The sequence below is a fragment of the Bartonella sp. AA86SXKL genome (genome assembly GCF_042196885.1).
Genome location: NZ_JBHIRE010000393.1, coordinates 351 through 664, shown reverse-complemented (window position 1 = coordinate 664; position 314 = coordinate 351). Strand labels below are relative to the sequence as shown.

The 314-nt window shown below is 34.1% G+C and carries 1 protein-coding gene and 1 pseudogene; both read right to left on the bottom strand.

All coding sequences use genetic code 11. The annotated features are described in order from the left end of the window. Window positions 1-148, bottom strand: a 148-nt coding sequence (locus tag ACFIO5_RS12190) for a saccharopine dehydrogenase NADP-binding domain-containing protein (RefSeq protein ID WP_375705548.1), incomplete at its 3' end; no start/stop codon positions are given. Between the two features lie 56 nt (window positions 149-204). After that, window positions 205-314 (bottom strand): annotated as a pseudogene (locus ACFIO5_RS12185) (carboxynorspermidine decarboxylase); the annotation flags it as partial.

The following is a 314-nucleotide window of genomic DNA, read 5'->3' as shown; positions in this document are numbered from 1 at the left end:
TTTTAATGGATGCAACAATTGCTTCACATTTTTTGAGTGTTCGTGAAGCGATATGAATTTCACCGAGAATATCGTTGTTTTGGGCGCATTTATGCGCAACAACTTGTGCAACACCTCCAGCACCAATAATGAGAATATTTTTCTTCATTTTTAGGTTATCTCCTTCATTAATATTGCCGCATGATGGTTTTTTGTAGATTTGAATTATGAAAGGCTTTTTTGATAATCATTATAACTAAATTGACGTTGAATTGTTAGAGCTCCATTACACTCTTTAATAACAATGGCTGGCATTGTAACGCCATTAAACCAGT